The organism is Stappia sp., from assembly GCF_040110915.1.
Classification (GTDB): domain Bacteria; phylum Pseudomonadota; class Alphaproteobacteria; order Rhizobiales; family Stappiaceae; genus Stappia.
Genome location: NZ_CP157793.1, coordinates 4,050,711 through 4,069,457 on the forward strand (window position 1 = coordinate 4,050,711; position 18,747 = coordinate 4,069,457).

At 67.9% G+C, this 18,747-nt stretch carries 20 protein-coding genes; 10 read left to right on the forward strand and 10 right to left on the reverse strand.

Going from position 1 to position 18,747, the window contains the following annotated elements; genetic code table 11:
* Nucleotides 1-7: 7 nt before the first annotated feature.
* Nucleotides 8-883: a MurR/RpiR family transcriptional regulator gene (locus tag ABL312_RS18125; protein WP_349358804.1), complete on the reverse strand. Its 876-nt coding sequence runs from the start codon at nucleotides 881-883 to the stop codon at nucleotides 8-10.
* Between the two features lie 195 nt (nucleotides 884-1,078).
* On the opposite strand from ABL312_RS18125, the gene ABL312_RS18130 reads away from it, so the two are divergent.
* The 10 genes from ABL312_RS18130 (at nucleotide 1,079) to ABL312_RS18175 (ending at nucleotide 12,890) form a co-directional block, all read left to right on the forward strand.
* Complete coding sequence (locus tag ABL312_RS18130) at nucleotides 1,079-1,906, forward strand: N-formylglutamate amidohydrolase (RefSeq protein WP_374730149.1); 828 nt, start codon at nucleotides 1,079-1,081, stop codon at nucleotides 1,904-1,906.
* Nucleotides 1,899-2,495, forward strand: a complete 597-nt coding sequence (locus tag ABL312_RS18135; protein ID WP_349358806.1) for a TRAP transporter small permease subunit — start codon at nucleotides 1,899-1,901, stop codon at nucleotides 2,493-2,495. Before ABL312_RS18130 ends, ABL312_RS18135 begins: the two co-directional genes overlap by 8 nt.
* On the forward strand, nucleotides 2,495-3,835 hold the full coding sequence (locus ABL312_RS18140; protein WP_349358807.1) for a TRAP transporter large permease subunit: 1,341 nt from the start codon (nucleotides 2,495-2,497) through the stop codon (nucleotides 3,833-3,835). Before ABL312_RS18135 ends, ABL312_RS18140 begins: the two co-directional genes overlap by 1 nt.
* 155 nt (nucleotides 3,836-3,990) lie before the next feature.
* On the forward strand, nucleotides 3,991-5,040 hold the full coding sequence (locus ABL312_RS18145) for a TRAP transporter substrate-binding protein (protein WP_349358808.1): 1,050 nt from the start codon (nucleotides 3,991-3,993) through the stop codon (nucleotides 5,038-5,040).
* Between the two features lie 112 nt (nucleotides 5,041-5,152).
* Entirely contained in the window at nucleotides 5,153-6,520 is a 1,368-nt protein-coding gene (locus ABL312_RS18150) for a glutamine synthetase family protein (RefSeq protein WP_349358809.1), read from the forward strand.
* 82 nt (nucleotides 6,521-6,602) lie between these two features.
* A complete protein-coding gene (locus tag ABL312_RS18155) occupies nucleotides 6,603-7,994 on the forward strand; it encodes an aldehyde dehydrogenase family protein (protein WP_349358810.1) in 1,392 nt (463 codons plus the stop codon).
* A 108-nt stretch (nucleotides 7,995-8,102) separates the two neighbouring features.
* Nucleotides 8,103-9,266: an iron-containing alcohol dehydrogenase gene (locus ABL312_RS18160; RefSeq protein WP_349358811.1), complete on the forward strand. Its 1,164-nt coding sequence runs from the start codon at nucleotides 8,103-8,105 to the stop codon at nucleotides 9,264-9,266.
* A gap of 154 nt (nucleotides 9,267-9,420) precedes the next feature.
* A complete protein-coding gene (gene trpA, locus ABL312_RS18165; RefSeq protein WP_349358812.1) occupies nucleotides 9,421-10,254 on the forward strand; it encodes a tryptophan synthase subunit alpha in 834 nt (277 codons plus the stop codon).
* Between the two features lie 73 nt (nucleotides 10,255-10,327).
* On the forward strand, nucleotides 10,328-11,347 hold the full coding sequence (accD, locus tag ABL312_RS18170; protein WP_349358813.1) for an acetyl-CoA carboxylase, carboxyltransferase subunit beta: 1,020 nt from the start codon (nucleotides 10,328-10,330) through the stop codon (nucleotides 11,345-11,347).
* Nucleotides 11,348-11,579: 232 nt separating this feature from the next.
* Nucleotides 11,580-12,890, forward strand: a complete 1,311-nt coding sequence (locus ABL312_RS18175) for a folylpolyglutamate synthase/dihydrofolate synthase family protein (RefSeq protein WP_349358814.1) — start codon at nucleotides 11,580-11,582, stop codon at nucleotides 12,888-12,890.
* 13 nt (nucleotides 12,891-12,903) lie between these two features.
* Here the strand turns inward: ABL312_RS18175 and coaA are convergent, their stop codons facing one another.
* From coaA to hisB, 9 genes are all read right to left on the reverse strand, one after another.
* Nucleotides 12,904-13,881, reverse strand: a complete 978-nt coding sequence (coaA, locus tag ABL312_RS18180) for a type I pantothenate kinase (protein ID WP_374730150.1) — start codon at nucleotides 13,879-13,881, stop codon at nucleotides 12,904-12,906.
* Between the two features lie 107 nt (nucleotides 13,882-13,988).
* Nucleotides 13,989-14,312 (reverse strand): phosphoribosyl-ATP diphosphatase, encoded by a 324-nt coding sequence (locus tag ABL312_RS18185; RefSeq protein WP_349358815.1) that lies wholly within the window; start codon nucleotides 14,310-14,312, stop codon nucleotides 13,989-13,991.
* Nucleotides 14,313-14,348: 36 nt separating this feature from the next.
* Nucleotides 14,349-15,125, reverse strand: a complete 777-nt coding sequence (hisF, locus tag ABL312_RS18190) for an imidazole glycerol phosphate synthase subunit HisF (protein WP_349358816.1) — start codon at nucleotides 15,123-15,125, stop codon at nucleotides 14,349-14,351.
* Nucleotides 15,126-15,238: 113 nt separating this feature from the next.
* Complete coding sequence (gene hisA, locus ABL312_RS18195; RefSeq protein ID WP_349358817.1) at nucleotides 15,239-15,970, reverse strand: 1-(5-phosphoribosyl)-5-[(5-phosphoribosylamino)methylideneamino]imidazole-4-carboxamide isomerase; 732 nt, start codon at nucleotides 15,968-15,970, stop codon at nucleotides 15,239-15,241.
* A gap of 17 nt (nucleotides 15,971-15,987) precedes the next feature.
* On the reverse strand, nucleotides 15,988-16,512 hold the full coding sequence (locus ABL312_RS18200) for a hypothetical protein (protein ID WP_349358818.1): 525 nt from the start codon (nucleotides 16,510-16,512) through the stop codon (nucleotides 15,988-15,990).
* Complete coding sequence (locus tag ABL312_RS18205; protein ID WP_349358819.1) at nucleotides 16,509-16,712, reverse strand: hypothetical protein; 204 nt, start codon at nucleotides 16,710-16,712, stop codon at nucleotides 16,509-16,511. The genes ABL312_RS18200 and ABL312_RS18205 overlap by 4 nt, the downstream gene beginning before the upstream one ends.
* Nucleotides 16,713-16,768: 56 nt before the next feature.
* Nucleotides 16,769-17,419, reverse strand: coding sequence for an imidazole glycerol phosphate synthase subunit HisH (gene hisH, locus ABL312_RS18210; protein WP_349358820.1), 651 nt, complete (start codon nucleotides 17,417-17,419; stop codon nucleotides 16,769-16,771).
* Nucleotides 17,420-17,448: 29 nt separating this feature from the next.
* Complete coding sequence (locus ABL312_RS18215) at nucleotides 17,449-17,967, reverse strand: DUF2628 domain-containing protein (protein ID WP_349358821.1); 519 nt, start codon at nucleotides 17,965-17,967, stop codon at nucleotides 17,449-17,451.
* A gap of 31 nt (nucleotides 17,968-17,998) precedes the next feature.
* Nucleotides 17,999-18,592 (reverse strand): imidazoleglycerol-phosphate dehydratase HisB, encoded by a 594-nt coding sequence (gene hisB / locus ABL312_RS18220; protein ID WP_349358822.1) that lies wholly within the window; start codon nucleotides 18,590-18,592, stop codon nucleotides 17,999-18,001.
* Between the last annotated feature and the right edge of the window lie 155 nt (nucleotides 18,593-18,747).

The following is an 18,747-nucleotide window of genomic DNA, read 5'->3' on the forward strand; positions in this document are numbered from 1 at the left end:
GGCGCGCTCAGCCCGGCTCGCGTGCCGGGGCCGGGCGTCGTTCGGGATCGTCGGCGTCGCGGTAGCGTTCCAGCATCGACATGCGCCGGTCGCTGCGCTCGGGATGGTCGGTGGTCACGCCGGCGATCAGCGTTTCCGCGATCACCATCAGCGCGGCGGCCGAATCCCAGGGCGAGGGCACCGACACGCGTGCCGGCAGCACATGCGTCGAGACGCTGGCGATGGGCGACAGCCAGCTGTCGGTGATCAGCACGATGGACACGCCGAGATCCGAGGCGGCCTGCGCGAAACGTGCGAGATCGGCCTGGTAGCGGCGGATGTCGAAGACGATCAGCACGTCCTTGCGCGTCATGTCGACGAGATGGTCGCGCCAGTTGCCCTCCTGCCCGGCGACATGCACGACGCGGCCGCGCAGAACACGCAGATGCGCGGCCATGTAGCGCGCCAGCGCGTCGGTGAAGCGTCCGCCGAGCAGATAGAGCGTGCGCCGCTCGTCGCCGATCAGCCGCACCACGGCCTCCAGCTCCGCTTCGGGCAGATGGCGAAAGGTCTCCGCGATGTTGGCTTCCGCCGCCGCCGCGAGATCGAGGCTGCCCGGCTCGCGGGCGTGACCGCCGTCCCGGGCGCGGGCGAGCGGCGACTTGAGTTGGTCTTCCAGTTCCGTGCGCAGCCGGGTCTGCAGCGCGGCATAGGTGGAGAAGCCCATGCGGGCGGCGAAACGCAGAATGGTGGGCGACGACACGCCGGCGGCGGCGGCGAATTGCGCCACCGTGCCGAGCCCGAGCACCGGATAATTGGCGAGCAGCGCAAGGGCGGCCCGGCGCTCCGTCGCGGTGAAACTGTCGAGCCGCTCGCGGATGTCCTCGGCCAGGGACTGGGTCATGTCGGTCGTGCCGCCTCCCGTTACGAAAGCCGATTGACATCGGTCGTATCTGTGTATCAAATCATACAGAAGAACAATATCAACGCAATTTTGTAACAAATCGAACAAGGCGGCAGCCGATCGGCGCCGCGCCATCGCCCTGCCCGGCCGCCTTCCCGGGCGGCGGCGGACCAGGGGGTGAGCCAGGGGGGTGAGATGGAGCCGAGAGCGACGGCCGCGGGGGACGGCGTGATCGTGAGCGAAAACGCGGCCGGGCGCGGCGCGGTCGTGCTGCTGTGCGATCATGCCTCGAACCGGATCCCCGAACCGCTCGGCGATCTCGGGCTCGACGCGGATGCGCGGCGCGCGCATATCGCCTGGGATCCGGGCGCGCTGGAGGTGTCGCGGCATCTGGCCCGCGACCTCGACGCGCCGCTCGTCTATCCGGACCTGTCGCGGCTGGTGATCGACTGCAATCGCGACGTCGCGGCCCCCGATCTCATTCCCGAAATCAGCGAGACGACGCCCGTTCCCGGCAACCGCGATCTGCCGCCGGCGGAACGCGCCGCGCGAATCGCGCTGGCGCATGCGCCGTTTCACGAGACGGTCGACCGTCTGCTCGACCGGCGCGCCGCCGAGGGGCTGCCGACGGTGCTGGTGTCGATCCATACCTTCACACCGGTCTACAAGGGCGTCGCCCGTCCCTGGCCCATCGGCATCCTGTCGAACGCGGACCGGCGGCTCGCGGACGCCATGATCGCCGATCTCGTGGCTCAGGGCGTGCCGCATGTGGGCGACAACGAACCGTATCGTCCGGCCGACGGGGTCTATTACACGCTCGCGCGGCACGGCGAGGCGCGCGGGCTTGCCTGCGCGATGGTCGAGATCCGCAACGACGAGGTGCCGGGCGACGCCGAGGCGATCTTGTGGGCGGACCGGCTCGCCCGGGCGATCCGCGCCGGCCTGGCGGATCTCGTGCCGGCGGCCGCTCCTTTGCGGCACGTCGCGGCGGACGGGGCGACGGACGGGGCGCGCCATGGGTAAGGCGATGCGGCTCTACATCCGCGCGGTGGACGCCTTCAACCGTCGTCTCGGACGGATCATCATGTACGGCATCTTCGTGATGGTCGCGATCCTGCTGTGGTCGTCGATCTCCAAGACGGCCTTCAATCCCTCGCTGTGGACGCTGGAGCTCGCGCAATTCGCGATGGTCGCCTACTACATTCTCGGCGGTCCCTACGCCATGCAGATGAAGGCCAACGTGCGCATGGACCTTTTCTATGCCACCTGGTCGCTCAAGAAGCGGGCCTGGGTCGACGCCTTCACGGTCTTCGTCCTGATGTTCTACCTCGGCGTGCTGCTCTACGGCGGCCTCGGCTCGGGCGCCTATTCGCTCGGCTACTTCGGCTCCGAGCCCTTCGTCTTCTACAAGGACCTGATCGTCGCCTTCGTCACCGGCGGTCCCGAGGCGGCCGGCGAGGTCATGGGCTACATCGAACGCAGCCCGACCGCCTGGCGGCCCTATCTGTGGCCGGTGAAATTCATCATGGTGCTCGGCTTCTTCCTGATGCTTTTGCAGGCCGTCTCGGAGCTGTTCAAGGACATCCTGCGCATCCGCGGGGAGGAGGTGTGATGTCCTACGAGATGATCGCGCTTTTGATGTTCGCCTCGATGATGCTGATGCTGATGACGGGTCAGCGCGTCTTCGGCGCCATCGGCGGCATCGCGGCGATCGCCGCCCTCACGCTCTACGGCACCGGCGGGTCGGACATTCCCTTTTCCGCCGCCATGAAGCTGATGAAATGGTATCCGCTGCTGACGCTGCCGATGTTCATCTTCATGGGCTACGTGCTGTCGGAATCGAAGATCGCCGACGATCTCTACCGCATGTTCCACGTCTGGATGGGCCCGGTCTCCGGCGGGCTCGCCATCGGCACCATCGGGCTGATGGTGCTGGTCTCGGCGATGAACGGCCTGTCGGTCGCCGGCATGGCGATCGGCGCCACCATCGCCCTGCCCGAGCTTCTGCGCCGGGGCTACGACAAGCGCATGGTCACCGGCGTCATCCAGGCGGGATCCTCGCTCGGCATCCTGGTGCCGCCCTCGGTCGTGCTGGTGCTCTACGCGATGATCGCGCGCGCGCCCGTCGGCCAGCTCTGGCTCGCCGGCGTCGTGCCGGGGCTGATGATGGCGACGATGTTCATCGTTTACATCTACGTGCGCTGCCGCCTCAATCCGGCGCTTGGACCGGCCCTGCCCAAGGCCGAACGCGACGTGCCGATGCCGGAGAAGATCCGCCTGCTCGGCGCCGGGCTGCTGCCGCTGGTCATCTTCGCCGCGATGATGGTGCCCTTCGTCAACGGCTGGACATCGCTGGTGGAGAGCTCGGCCATCGGCGCGATGACGGCCTTCCTGGCGGCGGTGGCGAAGCGGCGCATGACCTGGACCGTGTTCGAGACCTGCGTGCGCCAGACGCTCGCCATCTCCTGCATGTTCATGTGGATCATCCTGGCCGCGCTGGGCTTCGGCGCGGTGTTCGACGGGCTTGGCGCGGTCAAGGCGATCGAGGATCTGTTCACCGATCAGCTCGGCCTGTCGCCCTGGATGATCCTGATCTTGATGCAGCTGTCGTTCCTGGTGATGGGCACCTTCCTCGACGACACGGCGATGCTGGTGATCGTCGCGCCGCTCTACGTTCCGCTGGTGGCGACGCTGGATCTCGGCATTCCGCCGGAGAAGGTGCTGATCTGGTATGGCGTGCTCTACACGGTGACGACGCAGATCGCCTATATGACCCCGCCCTTCGGTTACAATCTGTTTCTGATGCGCGCCATGGCGCCGCCGGAAATCAGCCTGCGCGACATCTACGGCTCCATCGCGCCCTTCGTTCTGGTGATGGTGCTCGCGCTGGCGCTCATCATGATCTTTCCTCAGATCGCGCTCTGGCTGCCGGAGGTCGTCTATGGTCGCTAGCGCGCAACCGGCACCGAAGGTCCGCAAGGACCGGGACGGAGCACAGCGGGAGACATCGGTGCCACACTCCTCACGCCTTGGCGCGTGACAAGACCAAGAAAGCCGCAAGGGCTGCAATCCGCATCCAGGAACACACGAAAAAGGGGACTGAAGCCATGACCAACAGACGCGATTTTCTCAAGAAGGCCGGCCTGGGAACCGTGGCGGCCGCCGGGGCCTCGACGCTCGCCGCGCCGGCCGTCGTCGGCCAGGCGCCGCTCAAGTGGCGCCTGCAGACCTACGCCGGCCCGGCGCTCGCCGAGCATGTGATCAAGCCGCATATCGACGCCTTCAACAAGGCGGCCAACGGCGAGATGGAGATCGAGCTGTTCTTCGCCGACCAGCTGGTGCCGACGAGCGAACTGTTCCGCGCCATGCAGCGCGGCACCATCGACGCCGTGCAGTCGGACGACGATTCCATGGCCTCGCCGACGGAAGTCACCGTCTTCGGCGGCTACTTCCCCTTCGCCAGTCGCTATTCGCTGGACGTGCCGGTGCTGTTCAACCAGTACGGCCTGAAGGAGATCTGGGAGGAGGAATACGCCAAGGTCGGCGTCAAGCACATCTCCGCCGGCGCCTGGGATCCGTGCCACTTCGCCACCAAGGATCCGATCCGCAGCCTGGAGGACCTGAAGGGCAAGCGCGTCTTCACCTTCCCGACCGCCGGGCGCTTCATGGCGCAGTTCGGCGTGGTGCCGGTGACGCTGCCCTGGGAGGACATCGAGGTCGCGGTGCAGACCGGCGAGCTCGACGGCATCGCCTGGTCGGGCATCACCGAGGATTACACGGTGGGCTGGGCCGACGTGACCAACTACTTCCTCACCAACAACATCTCGGGCGCCTGGGCGGGATCGTTCTTCGCCAACATGGAGCGCTGGAACGAGCTGCCGGAGCATCTCAAGACCATGCTCCAGCTCGCCATGGACGCCTCGCACTACTATCGCCAGTGGTGGTACTGGGGCGGCGAGGCGAACCTGCGCGTCAACGGTACCAAGCTCGAACTGACCTCCATCCCCGATGCCGAATGGGCCCAGGTGGAGCGCGCCGCGCGCGACTTCTGGGACGAGATCGCCGCCGAATCCGAGGTCAAGGCCAAGGTCGTGTCGATCATCAAGAAGTACAACGACGACATGGAAAAGGCCGGGCGGCCCTACCGCTATACCTGATCCGATGCCGGGGCGGCCGCCGGGCCGCCCCGCGCGAGCCGGCGAACCGCTTCGCTCAAGGACGCGGTTCGTCTTTTCCTGACGGCGACCCGAACACGAGACGACACCCTCCATGGCTGGCACATTGACCTTCGAAGAGCTTTCCCGCCTCGTTGCAGACGGCGAGATCGACACCGTGCTCACCTGCCTCGTCGACATGCAGGGCCGGCTGATGGGCAAGCGCTACCACGCGCAGATGTTCGTCGATCACGCCTACAAGGAAACCCACTGCTGCAATTACCTGCTGGCGACCGATCTGGAGATGTACACGGTCGAGGGCTACCGGGCGACGAGCTGGGCCGGTGGCTACGGCGACTATGTCATGAAGCCCGATCTCGCCACGCTGCGCCGGGTGCCGTGGCTGGAGGGCACGGCCATGGTGCTGTGCGACGTGCTCGACCATCACACCCATGACTCCGTGCCGCATTCGCCGCGCGCGATCCTGCAGCGCCAGATCGCGGCCTTCGAGGCGCGCGGGCTGAAGGTCATGGCCGCCAGCGAGCTGGAGTTCTTCCTGTTCGAGCAGAGCTTCGAGGAACTGCAGAAGACCGGCTTCCGCGATCTGCGCCCGATCTCCGGCTACAACGAGGATTACCACATCCTCCAGACCACCAAGGAAGAGGCGGTGATGCGCCCCTTGCGCAACCACCTCTATGCCGCCGGCATTCCGGTGGAGAACACCAAGGGCGAGGCGGAAACGGGCCAGGAAGAGCTCAACATCCGCTACGAGGACGCGCTGCTGTGCGCCGACCATCACACCATCGCCAAGCACGCCACCAAGGAAATCGCCTGGCAGCAGGGCCGGGCGGTGACCTTCCTGCCGAAGTGGCATCGCGACAAGGTCGGCTCGTCGGCCCACATCCATCAGTCGCTGTGGACGCTCGACGGCGAGAGCCTGTTCCTCGACCGCGAGGCCGAACACGGCATGTCGCGGATGATGCGCCAGTATGTCGCCGGGCTGATCAAATACGCGCCCGACTATACCTACTTCCTGGCGCCCTACATCAACAGCTACAAGCGCTTCCAGGAGGGCACCTTCGCGCCCACCAAGACCGCCTGGTCGATCGACAACCGCACCGCCGGGTTCCGGCTGTGCGGCGAGGGCTCGCCGGCGATCCGCGTCGAATGCCGCATCGGCGGCTCCGACCTCAATCCCTATCTGGCGCTGGCCGCCCAGCTTGCGGCCGGACTGCGGGGCATCGAGGAGGAGTTGCCGCTCGATCCGCCGGTCACCGGCGATCTCTATCAGGCCGAACGCCTGCAGGACGTGCCGCGCACCCTGCGCGAGGCCACGCAGGCGCTCAAGGCGTCGAAAATGCTGCGCGAGGCCTTCGGCGAGGGGGTCATCGACCACTACGTGCGGGCCGCGGAGTGGGAGCAGGAGGAATTCGACCGCGTGGTGACCGACTACGAGATCGCGCGCGGCTTCGAACGCTGCTGAACCGGCGCGGGTCGCCCGCGCCCGAATTGTTTTGTCCCGAACGCCGCGCCTTTCGCGCGGCCTTCGTTTTCACAGGTGAATCATGTCGGACACGATCAAGCTGATTTCCCCGGTCGACGGGTCGGTCTATGCCGAGCGCCCCGCGACCAGCGACGCCGCGCTCTCCGCTGCCGTCGAGGCGGCGCGCACGGCACAGGCGGACTGGGCCGCCCGCCCGCTCGCCGAGCGTTGCGCCGCCGTCGCCGCCGCCATCGACGCGCTGGAGGCGATGAACGACGAGATCGTGCCGGAACTGGCCTGGCAGATGGGCCGGCCGGTGCGCTACGGCGGCGAGATGGGCGGCACCCGCGAGCGCACCGATTACATGCTCAAGATCGCTGAAGGCGCGCTGGCGCCCCGCCGTCACACCGATCGCCCGGGCTTCACCCGCCACGTGAAGCCGGAGCCGCTCGGCATCGTCATGGTGATCGCGCCGTGGAACTATCCCTTCATGACGGCGATCAACACGGTGGTGCCGGCGCTCGCCGCCGGCAACGTGGTGATCCTCAAGCACGCCGCGCAGACGCTGCTGGTCGGCGAGCGCCTGGACCAGGCGTTCAAGGCGGCCGGCCTGCCGAAGGGGGTCTTCCAGAACGTGGTGCTCACCCACGGCCAGACGGAAAAGCTGCTCGGCTCGGGCAGGATCGACCACATCAACTTCACCGGCTCGGTCGCCGGCGGGCGCGCCATCGAGCGGGCCGCGGCCGGCACCTTCGCCTCGCTCGGGCTGGAACTCGGCGGCAAGGATCCCGGCTATGTGCGCGAGGACGCCGACGTCGCCGCCGCCATCGAGGGGCTGGCCGACGGCGCCTTCTTCAATTCCGGCCAGTGCTGCTGCGGCATCGAGCGCGTCTATGTGCATGAGAAGCACTTCGACGCGGTGGCGGAAGGGCTCGCGGAGATCGCGCGCGGCTTCACGCTGGGCAATCCGCTCGACCAGGCGACGACGCTCGGACCGATGGCGCAGGCCCGCTTCGCGGCGCATGTGCGCGAGCAGACCGAGGAGGCCCTGCGCAAGGGCGCCAGGGCGCTCGTCGATCCGGCCGGCTTCCCGGCGAACGAGCCCGGCACGCCCTATCTCGCGCCGCAGGTTCTGGTCGACGTCGACCACCAGATGTCGGTCATGCGCGAGGAAAGCTTCGGCCCGGTCGTCGGCGTGATGAAGGTGCGCGACGACGAGGAGGCGCTGGCCTTGATGAACGACAGCCCCTACGGCCTGACCGCCTCCATCTGGACGGCGGACGAGGCGGCGGCCATCGCGCTCGGCGACCGGCTGGAGACGGGCACGGTCTTCATGAACCGCTGCGACTATCTCGATCCCGCGCTGGTGTGGACCGGCGTCAAGGAGACGGGCAAGGGCGCGGGCCTGTCCGAGTTCGGCTATTACGCCCTCACCCGGCCGAAGTCCTATCACCTGCGCCAGTCGACCGGCTGACCCCGGGCCCCGTCTCACGGGAGGCCGACACCGGCCGGCGGGCCTCCTTCGTCCTCTCGCCGGCCGCATTCCTCTTTCCTCTTTTCCTCCGCTTCAAGGTTGACCGTCATGAGCGACACCCCTTCCGCCAACTGGTCCTATCCCACGTCCGTGCGCTTCGGCGCCGGGCGCATCTCCGAACTGGGCAAATGCGCCGCGAGTTGCGGCATGAAACGGCCGCTGCTGGTCACCGACCCGGGCCTCGCAAAGCTGCCGATGACCGGGGCCGCGCTGGAGATCCTGCGCGATGCCGGTCTCGCGCCGGGGATCTTCTCCGACGTGAAGCCCAATCCGACCGGCGCCAATATCGCGGCCGGGGTGGAGGCCTTTCGTACCGGCGATCATGACGGCGTGATCGCCTTCGGCGGCGGGTCGGGTCTCGACGCGGGCAAGGTGATCGCCTTCATGGCCGGGCAGACGCGGCCGATGTGGGACTTCGAGGACATCGGCGACTGGTGGACGCGGGCCGATCCGGACGGGATCGCGCCCATCGTCGCCGTGCCGACGACCGCCGGCACCGGCTCCGAGGTGGGGCGCGCCGGCGTCATCACCAACGAGGAGACGCATACCAAGAAGGTGATCTTCCACCCCAAGATGCTGCCCGCGATCGTCATCTGCGATCCGGAGCTGACCGTCGGCATGCCACGCTACTTCACGGTCGGCACCGGCATGGACGCGCTCGCCCACTGCCTGGAGGCCTATTCCTCGCTCATGTACCACCCGATGAGCGACGGCATCGCGCTGGAGGGCATGCGCCTGGTGTTCGAGAACCTGCGCCGCGTGGCCCAGGAGCCCGGCGACGTGGTGGCGCGCGGTCACATGATGTCGGCCGCCGCCATGGGCGCGGTCGCCTTCCAGAAGGGGCTGGGCGCGATCCATGCGCTGTCCCATCCCGTCGGCGCGCTCTACGACACCCATCACGGGATGACCAATGCGGTCTTCATGCCCTATGTTCTGGCCTTCAACCGGCCGCTGATCGAGAAGAAGTTCGAGCGCCTTGCCGGGTTCCTCGGGATCGACGGCGGTTTCGACGGGGTGATGAAGGCGGTGCTCGACCTGCGCGCCGATCTGGAGGTGCCGCACACGCTGGACGGGCTCAAGGTCGACGGCACGCAGACCGCCAGGATTGCCAAGATGGCGGTGGTCGATCCGACCGCGGGCGGCAATCCGCGCGAGCTCACCGTCGACGGTGCGACCGAGATCTTCGAGGCCGCGCTCACCGGCAAGCTGTAGGCGCGGCGGCGGTCGGCGGGGTCCTGCGGGCAAAACAACGCGGAAAAGCGCCGGCCGACCTCGCGTCGATTGACAGCCGGTCGCTTCCGACCCTACACCGATGCGCGCCCGCCAACCGTGGCGGGCGGGCATCTCAAGCGCGGGACGAGGCGACATGACGAACACGCGGATCGACCGCCGCTTTGCGGCGGTGAAGGCGGAAAACCGGCCGGCCCTTGTGACCTTCGTCACGGCGGGTGACCCCGACCGGGCGACGTCGCAGGCGATCCTCGACGCGCTTCCCGGCGCCGGCGCCGATGTGATCGAACTCGGCATGCCCTTTTCCGACCCCATGGCGGAGGGCGTGCCGATCCAGCGCGCCACCCAGCGCGCGCTCGCCGCCGGCCAGCGCATGGACGACACGCTCGACATGGTGCGGGCCTTCCGCACGCACGACGACGACACGCCCATCGTGCTGATGGGCTATTACAATCCGATCTACGTGCGCGACCCGAAGGTCTTCGTCAGGGAAGCCGTCGAGGCCGGCGTCGACGGGCTGATCGTGGTCGACATTCCCCCCGAGGCCGACGACGAGCTCTGCCTGCCGGCGCTGGAGGCGGGGCTCAACTTCATCCGCCTGACGACGCCGACGACCGACGACAGGCGCCTGCCGGCGGTTCTCGCCAACACCTCGGGCTTCGTGTACTACGTCTCCGTGACCGGCATCACCGGCGCGACGATCTCCAACCGCGCGAGCGTGGCCGAGGCGGTGAAGCGCATCAAGCGGCACACCGATCTGCCCGTGGCCGTGGGCTTCGGCGTCAAGACGGCGGAGGACGCGGAGGTGATCGGGCGCGACGCCGATGGCGTCGTGGTCGGCTCCGTGCTTGTCGAGGCCGTGCGCGAAAGCCTTGATGATGCCGGAAAGGCGACGGATAAGACAGTGGCGGCGGTCACGGAGCGCGTCGCCAGCCTGGCCGAGGGCGTGCGCCGCGCCCGGCCCCAGTGATCGGCGCGCAAGACTGATCGGCGCGCGGAAGCCCTGAGCCGCCGGACCCGACGAGACACGAACGGAACCTGCCTTGAACTGGATCAACAACCTCGTTCGCCCGAAAATCCGTGGCCTGCTGCAGAAGCGGGACGTGCCCGAGAACCTCTGGATCAAGTGTCCGGAGACCGGCGAGATGGTGTTCCACCGCGATCTGGAGGCGAACCAGTGGGTGGTGCCGAGTTCCGGGCACCATATGCGCATCGCCGGCAAGAAGCGTCTGGAGCTGTTCTTCGACAACGGCGCCTATGACGTCGTCGAGACGCCGGAGGTGGTGGCCGATCCGCTGAAGTTCCGCGACGAGAAGCGGTATACGGACCGGCTGCGGGAGGCCCGCAGCAAGACCGGCCTCAACGACGCGGTGACCGTGGCCACGGGGCTCCTGAAGGGCATGCCCGTGACGGCGGCGGTGCAGGATTTCGCCTTCATGGGCGGTTCGCTCGGCATGGCCGCCGGCGAGGCGGTGCTGACCGGGCTTGAGGAAGCCGTGCGGCGCAAGACGCCCTTCGTGCTCTTCGTCGCGTCGGGCGGCGCGCGCATGCAGGAGGGCATCCTGTCCCTGATGCAGATGCCGCGCACGACGATCGGCGTGCAGATGATGCGCGAGGCGGGCCTGCCGTTTCTCGTGGTCTTCACCAATCCGACCACCGGCGGCGTGACGGCCTCCTACGCGATGCTCGGCGACGTGCATCTCGCCGAGCCCGGCGCGCTCATCGGCTTCGCGGGCCCGCGCGTCATCGAGCAGACGATCCGCGAGAAGCTGCCCGAGGGCTTCCAGCGCTCCGAGTATCTCTACGATCACGGCATGGTCGACCTGGTGGTGCATCGCCACGATCTGCCGGAGACCATCGCGCGTATCTGCGCCGTGCTGATGCAGACGCCGGTGAGCGCGCCGGAGCCGGAGGACCTCGTCGCAGCGGAGCCGGAAACGTCCGAGGCGCCCGCGACCGACGCGACCGCGGATCCGGAGCCCGAGGCCGCGACCGGCGCGGCCCCCGACAAGGATGCCGGGGACGAGGAAACCGCGCCGCGCGAGGCCCCGAAGGCCGGCTGACGCAGGCCGTGCCGGTCCCGGACCGGCACGGGCGTTGCGCAGACGCGACACCGCCGGGGTCCGGCCTTGCGCGCGACCGGGCGGGCGCGTAAGGCAGGACGGACTGCAGGGCGAAATGCATGGAATGTCCGGCCCCGGCAAGTGCCGCCCAAGGATCTCCGGACCAGTCTCCGGACCGGGCGTATTCCAGGACGATCGACGGGCGCGGCGCGCCGTCTGACGGGCTTCGACGATGGATCAGGTCACGCAAATCCTCGACCGGCTTCTGGCGCTGCATCCGCGCGAGATCGACCTCTCGCTCGGCCGCATGGAGCGGTTGATGACGGCGCTCGGCCGCCCGCAGGACCGCCTGCCGCCGGTGCTTCACATTGCCGGCACCAACGGCAAGGGCTCGACCACCGCCTTCATGCGCGCGATCCTGGAGGCCGCCGGCCTCAAGGTCCACGTCTATACCTCGCCGCATCTCGTCGCCTTCAACGAGCGCATCCGCCTGGCCGGCCGGCTGGTGAGCGATGCGCGCCTCGTGGAGGCGCTCGACATCTGCGAACAGGCCAACGCCGGCGCGGAGATCACCTTCTTCGAGATCACGACGGCCGCCGCCTTCTGGCTCTTCGCCGAAGAACCGGCGGACGTCCTGCTGCTCGAGGTGGGCCTCGGCGGGCGGTTGGACGCGACCAATGTGATCGACGCCCCGCTCGCCAGTCTGATCACGCCCCTGTCGATGGATCACGAACGCTATCTCGGCGGCTCCATCGAAACCATCGCGGCGGAAAAGGCCGGCATCCTGAAGCCCGGCGCGCCGGCCGTCATCGCGCCGCAGCCCGACGCAGCCCTTGCCGTGATCGAGAAGATCGCGGCACAGCGCGGCGTGCCGCTGTCCGTCTTCGGCCGGGATTTCATGGCTTTTGAGGAAAACGGCCGGCTCGTCTATCAGGACGAGGGCGGCTTGATGGACCTGCCGGCGCCGAAGCTCTTCGGCGCGCATCAGGCGGTCAATGCCGGCATGGCGATCGCCGCCTTGCGGGCCGCCGGCCGTCTTCCGGCGACGGCGGCCATCGAACAGGGCCTTGTGTCCGTCGACTGGCCGGGGCGCATGCAGCCGCTCGGGCACGGGCCGCTGCTCGACCAATGCCCGCCGGGCACCGAACTGTGGCTCGACGGCGGGCACAACCCCGGCGCGGGCGTGGCGGTCGCCGCCGTCATGGGCGCCCAGCAGGAGCGCGCCGACCGGCCGCTCTATCTCATTTCGGGCATGCTCAAGACCAAGGATCCGGTCGGCTTCTTTCGGCCCTTCGCGGGGCTGGCCCGTCATGTGGCGACCGTTCCGCTGGCCTCCACCGATGCCTTTCGCCCGCCCGAGGATCTGGCCGAGGCCGCGCGCGAGGCGGGGCTTGCCGCGTCGCCCTTCGCGGGGCTCGAGGCGGCGCTCGCCGACCTGCGCGCCCGCGTCGAGGCGCACGATACGCCGCCGCGCGTGCTGATCTGCGGCTCGCTCTATCTGGCCGGTGAGATCCTGGCGAAGAACGGCATGAAGCCGGCGTGACCCCGGCGCGGGCTCACAGCTTTCTGAGCCGCACTTCGTTGATCGCGTGATCGCTGCCCTTGCCGAGGATCAGGTCGGCGCGCGGGCGGGTCGGGAGGATGTTTTCCTGCAGGTTGACCAGGTTGATCTCGCGCCACAGGCCTTCGGCAATCGCCAGCGCCTCGTCCTCGGCCACCGTGGAATACTTGTTGAAGTAGGAGCCGGGATCGCGGAAGGCGGTCTCGCGCAGGCGCATGAAGCGCGACACGTACCAGTCGTGCAGGATGTCCTCGTCCGCGTCGATGTAGATCGAGAAGTCGAAGAAATCCGAAACGAAGGGGATTTCCTTGCCGTCGCGCGGCAGATTGGTGGTCTGCAGCACGTTGAGGCCCTCGAGGATGAGGATGTCGGGCCGGTCGACGGTGACGAACTGTCCCGGCATGACGTCATAATAAAAGTGCGAGTAGACGGGGGCGCGGACGTTGCGCTTGCCGGCCTTGAGGTCCGACAGGAACTTCAGCAGCGTCGCCCGGTCGTAGCTTTCGGGAAAGCCCTTGCGCCGCATCAGCCCTTCCGCTTCCAGCACCGCGTTGGGATAGAGAAAGCCGTCGGTGGTGACGAGATCCACCTTGGGGCTCGCCGGCCAGCGCGCCATCAGCGCCTGCAGCAGGCGGGCGGTGGTCGACTTGCCGACGGCGACCGAGCCGGCGATGCCGATGATGAAGGGGTTCTTGACCTCGTTGGAGCCGAGGAACCGGTTGGTGGCGCGGTGGAGCTGCTGGGTCGCCTCCACGTAATAGGCGAGCAGCCGCGACAGCGGCAGCAGGATCGACTCCACCTGGGCGATGGAGACCGGGTCGTTGAGGCTTTGAAGCCGCCGCACCTCCTCCGCGCGCAGCGTCATCGGGGTGTCGGCCCTGAGCCGCGCCCATTCCGCCTCGCTGAACACCCGATACGGCGACAGCTCCTCCTCGGTGATCTTCCCGAGACTTTGTTCCATGGCGACCATCATGCCCCAATCCGTCTCCGGGTCCCCCCGACCCGTGCGAAGCCGCGCCCCTTGCCGTCTTGCGGGGGAGCGCTCTTCGTCCCGTCGCGCGCCTTAGGTCCGCGGACCCGTCAGTCCGCGGTGCGCGACGCCTTTTCCTCCAGTCCGCTCTGTCCGGTGCGCCGGGCCAGTTCCGCCATCACCGCGTCGAGCGGCACGTTGCGCGCCTTCAGCAGCACGAGCAGGTGATACAGAAGATCCGCCGTTTCGCCGGTCAGCCCGGCGGCATCCTCGTCCAGCGCGGCGATGACCGTCTCGACCGCCTCCTCGCCGAGCTTCTGGGCGATCTTCGGCACGCCCTTGTCCATCAGCTTGCGCGTATAGGACGCCGGGTCGTCGCTTGCCGCGCGCGCCTCGATGATGCGCTCCAGATCCGCGAGTGTGAAGCCGGTCATTGGTTCAACAGATCCTTCGGGTTCGCGGCGCGCCGCTCACGCGTCCATGCGAACGGGCACGCCGTTCGCCGCCATATGGGCCTTGGTCTCGTGGATCGTGTGCGTGCCGAAATGGAAGATCGAGGCGGCGAGCACGGCGGTCGCATGGCCGTCGCGAATGCCCTCGACCATGTGATCGAGCGTGCCGACGCCGCCCGAGGCGATCACCGGAACAGGCACGGCATCCGCGATGGCGCGCGTCAGCGCCAGATTGAAGCCAAGCTTTGTGCCGTCGCGGTCCATCGAGGTGACGAGCAATTCCCCGGCGCCGAGCTCGACGGCGCGTTTGGCGAAGGCGACCGCGTCGATCCCCGTCGGTGTGCGCCCGCCGTGGGTGAAGATCTCGAAGCGCTCCGGCTCGCCGGGCGCGTTGACCTGCTTGGCGTCGATGGAGACGACGATGCACTGCGACCCGAATTTTTCGGCCGCCTCGCGGATGAACTCCGGGGTCTTCACCGCGGCGGTGTTGATCGACACCTTGTCGGCCCCGGCGATCAGCAGCTTGCGGATGTCCTCCACGCTGCGCACGCCGCCGCCGACGGTCAGCGGCATGAAACAGGCTTCCGCCGTGCGCCGGACCACGTCGTAGATCGTGTCGCGGCCCTCGTGGCTCGCGGTGATGTCGAGGAAGCACAATTCGTCGGCGCCGGCCGCGTCATAGGCCTTGGCGGCCTCCACCGGATCGCCGGCATCGACCAGATTGACGAAATTGACGCCCTTGACGACACGGCCGTCCTTCACGTCCAGACAGGGAATGACACGCGCTTTCAGCATCTTGGCGGAACCTCGCAGGGCGTTTCGCGGGCGCAGCATAACGGCGCGGGCGCGAAACTGCAAAGACGGGAAACCACGGGGAGCAGGCACACGACCGCGCGCGGGCCCCGGGATCAGGCGGCCGACAGGGCGGCGAGCGCCTCGGCCGGGTCGAGACGCCCGTCGTAAAGCGCGCGGCCGGAGATCGCGCCGGCAAGCCGGGCGCAGTCGGGCGCGGCGAGGCGCTTCACGTCGTCCATCGAGGCGAGGCCGCCCGAGGCGATCACCGGGATCGACGTGCGGTTGGCGAGATCGAGGGTCGCCGTCCAGTTGATGCCGGCCAGCACGCCGTCGCGGTCGATGTCGGTGTAGACGATGGCGGCAACGCCCGCGTCCTCGAAGCGGGCGGCGAGATCGTGGACGGCGAGTTCAGAGGTTTCCGCCCAGCCTTCGACGGCGACCTTGCCGGCGCGCGCGTCGATGCCCACGGCGATCCTGCCCGGAAAGGCGGCGCAGGCGGCCTTGACCAGTTCGGGATCGCGCACCGCGACGGTGCCGAGGATCACGCGCGTGATGCCCTTGTCGAGCCAGCCCTCGATATGGGCCATGGTGCGGATGCCGCCGCCGAGCTGGACGGGATTGGAGGTCGCGGCGAGGATCGCGTCGACCGCGGCCCCGTTGCGGCTTTCGCCGGCGAAGGCGCCGTCGAGATCGACCACATGCAGCCAGGAGAAGCCCTGGTCCTGAAAGGCGCGGGCCTGGGCGGCCGGGTCGTCGTTGAAGACGGTGGCCTGGTCCATGTCGCCGAGCTTGAGGCGCACGCACTGGCCGCCCTTGAGGTCGATGGCGGGAAAGAGAAGGGGCATGTCGATTCGGGGAGCTCTCAGTTCGTGGATGGATTGAGGGTACGCCAAGCTTCGCTGAGGTCTGTACCGAACAACGCCGCTCCAGCCAAGACGACGATGAGAATGCCGGTCCATATGACTGATGCCGCGAGCCCCGTTTTCACCTGTTGCCAGAACCCGGTCTGTCTCGCGATTTCCTCTTTGATTTCGCGTACGCGGACCAGTGATTCGCTGTTTACGGCATTTTCGCGAATGCTGGGCTCCAGCGCTGACACGTACTCTTCCGCATATTGACTGAGCAGATCGGATGCACGGTCGCGGAGCGTTCTACGCATGTCATCCGTCAGATAGCTGGTGATGACAGCAGAAATCTCCTCGTCGGTCGGCCGACGATGCTTGTCTTCAAGATGCTTCAGGATCCAGTCGCGCTTCTGCCGCTTATAGAGGGCGTAAGCAACGAAGCCGACGAGATCGATATCGTTGTCCGTGTCTTCTGCGTAAAACTCGAAGACCTTGTTGTAGGCTTCCGGCGTGGCCGCACTTGAATCGCCCGACTGGCTCACGCCGGTTCTTTCACTTCATGCTTCCGGAAGGCCTCTTTGACACGCTTCAGGCCTGCACGATGAACGGATTCGTCAACCCTGCGAATGATCGTGCCATCCGGGAGTTTGACATCCGAGAACACGCCGCGTCCCTGCTTGTGAGGACGCATTGAATAGGTCACGTGTCCGCTGCGCGACACCGGCTTGCCGACTTTCGCCATTTCACTCTCCATCGCCACTTGCAGCATATAATCATGCAAGCACGTTTGTGAATCCCCTAAGGCGCCCAGTCGAGGAAGTTGGCGATCAGCGCGAGGCCGAGTTTCTGGCTCTTTTCCGGGTGGAACTGGGTGCCGATCATGGTGTCGCGGCCGACCATCGCGGTGATCGTGCCGCCGTAGTCGGCGGTCGCCAGAACGTGGTCGGGGGTCTCCGCCTTCAGGTGGTAGGAATGCACGAAATAGGCATGGCCTCCGTCGCGACCGGTTTCGAGCCCCGCGAGCACCGGGTGCGGGCGGGTGACCTGAAGCGTGTTCCAGCCCATGTGCGGGATCTTCAGGTCGGGGTCGTCCGGGGTGATCGCGGTGACGTCGCCCGGGATCCAGCCGAAGCCCTGCGCCGTCTCGAATTCGAGCCCGCGTGTCGCCATCAGCTGCATGCCGACGCAGATCCCGAAAAAGGGGCGGCCCTTCGTCTCCACGGCGTCGACCAGCGCCTCGGTCATGCCGTCGACCGCGGCGAGCCCGCGCCGGCAGTCGGCGAAGGCGCCGACGCCGGGCAGCACGATCCGGTCGGCCCGTGCCACCACGTCCGGGTCCGCCGTCACGCGCACCCGCGGATTGGCGCCATGGCCGCGGGCGGCGTGTTCGAACGCCTTTTCCGCCGAGCGCAGGTTGCCGGATCCGTAGTCGATGATGGCGATGAGCATGGAACTGTCCGTGGCAGGTCGGGTTCGGGTCAGGAGGTGCCGCGCGGGGGCGCGGGCGTGAAGCCGATCACCTGGGGTCCGCCGATGCGCGGCGCGCGCGCCGGCGCGGGCGGGCTCGGCGGCGCCGGCGCGGCCGCAGGAGCGGGATCGGGCGCGCGGGCCGCGGCGGCGGCAAACCCGGCGAAGAAGCGGCGTTCGGCATCGATGCGCGTCGCGCCCTCGACGACGCCCGCCAGCCGCCATCCGCGCCGTTCCAGCGTCCAGCGGCGCAATTCGTTCGCCTCCAGCGCGACGAGCAGCGAAAAGGCGGCCGCGACGACGCCGGGCACGGCCCCGCCGAGCGCCTGCGCGCTCGCTTCCAGCAGCAGCCCGACGACGAGATAGACGAGGAGCACCAGCCACAGCCGGTGGACGAGCATCCAGGGGATCGCGACAAACAGCGCCGGCCAGCAGAACCCTTCCTTGATGAAGACGGTGCGGTCGAAGGCCTCGTCGGTCATCTCGCCCGGCCGCGCGCCCGGCGGGATCATCACGGTGTAGATCGTCACGATACGCCTCCTTGCCGCGCGGCGCGCGGGCTCAACCGCCGAGCTGCCCCTTGGTGGAGGGGATGCGGCCCGCCTGGCGGGGGTCGGGTTCCACGGCCTTGCGCAGGCAGCGCGCCACCGCCTTGAAGCAGGTTTCGGCGATATGGTGACAATTGGTGCCGGTCAGGCCGGCGATGTTGAGCGTGATGCCGGCGTTCATCGCGAAGGCGCGGAAGAACTCCTCGAACAGCTCCGTGTCGAAGTCGCCGATCTTGTCGCGCGAAAAGCTCACGTCCCAGACCAGGAACGGCCGGCCCGAGACGTCGAGGGCGCAGCGCGTCAGCGCCTCGTCCATCGCCAGATGGCAGTCGGCGTAGCGGGTGATGCCGGTCATGTCGCCGAGCGCCTGCCTGAGCGCCTGGCCGAGCGCGATGCCCACATCCTCGGTGGTGTGGTGGAAGTCGATATGCGTGTCGCCGCGCGCCTTCACCGTGATGTCGATCAGCGAATGGCGGGCCAACTGCTCGAGCATGTGGTCGAGAAAGCCGACGCCGGTCGCGATGTCATAGGCGCCGGTGCCGTCGAGGGAAACCGTGACGGCGATGTCGGTTTCCTTGGTCTCGCGCGAGATGGAGGCAGTGCGCATCGAAAACGTCTTTCCTATCGGCCCGGAGCGTGCGGTCGACCCGGTGTCAGCGCCTTGTATCAGGCGGGTGCGGGCATGGAAATACCTCACGCGGCGCGCGGCCGGTTCGATGGATCGGGCGCGTGCCGGAAGAGGACCCGGCCGGGGATCTGGCC